Annotated in this window: 1 rRNA gene; it reads left to right on the forward strand. The window is 51.4% G+C overall.

The annotated features are described in order from the left end of the window. Positions 1 to 84: 84 nt before the first annotated feature. Positions 85 to 1211, forward strand: a 16S ribosomal RNA gene (locus tag AC27G9_RS21250); the annotation flags it as partial.

The raw sequence follows: 1211 nt of genomic DNA on the forward strand, positions 1-1211 counted from the left end.
GTTCTTTAACAATTTATAACAAGACAATCTGTGTGGGCACTCGTTATGAGTGTCAACAACGACAATTCAAAATTTCGATATATTTAATTGAAGAGTTTGATCATGGCTCAGATTGAACGCTGGCGGCAGGCCTAACACATGCAAGTCGAACGGTAACAGGATGTGCTTGCACATCGCTGACGAGTGGCGGACGGGTGAGTAATGCTTGGGAATTTGCCTTTGCGAGGGGGATAACAGTTGGAAACGACTGCTAATACCGCATAACGTCTACGGACCAAAGGGGGCCTCGGCTCTCGCGTGAAGAGAAGCCCAAGTGAGATTAGCTAGTTGGTGAGGTAAAGGCTCACCAAGGCGACGATCTCTAGCTGTTCTGAGAGGAAGATCAGCCACACTGGGACTGAGACACGGCCCAGACTCCTACGGGAGGCAGCAGTGGGGAATATTGCACAATGGGGGAAACCCTGATGCAGCCATGCCGCGTGTGTGAAGAAGGCCTTCGGGTTGTAAAGCACTTTCAGTTGTGAGGAAAGGTTAGTAGTTAATACCTGCTAGCTGTGACGTTAGCAACAGAAGAAGCACCGGCTAACTCCGTGCCAGCAGCCGCGGTAATACGGAGGGTGCGAGCGTTAATCGGAATTACTGGGCGTAAAGCGCACGCAGGCGGATTGTTAAGCTAGAGGTGAAAGCCCCGCGCTCAACGTGGGAATTGCCTTTAGAACTGGCAGTCTAGAGTCTTGGAGAGGGGAGTGGAATTCCAGGTGTAGCGGTGAAATGCGTAGAGATCTGGAGGAACATCAGTGGCGAAGGCGACTCCCTGGCCAAAGACTGACGCTCATGTGCGAAAGTGTGGGTAGCGAACAGGATTAGATACCCTGGTAGTCCACACCGTAAACGCTGTCTACTAGCTGTTTGTGATTTTAAATCGTGAGTAGCGAAGCTAACGCGCTAAGTAGACCGCCTGGGGAGTACGGCCGCAAGGTTAAAACTCAAATGAATTGACGGGGGCCCGCACAAGCGGTGGAGCATGTGGTTTAATTCGATGCAACGCGAAGAACCTTACCTACACTTGACATGCAGAGAACTTTCCAGAGATGGATTGGTGCCTTCGGGAACTCTGACACAGGTGCTGCATGGCTGTCGTCAGCTCGTGTCGTGAGATGTTGGGTTAAGTCCCGCAACGAGCGCAACCCTTGTCCTTAGTTGCCAGCATT

The sequence above is a fragment of the Alteromonas sp. 5NS40-0096 genome (genome assembly GCF_057544385.1).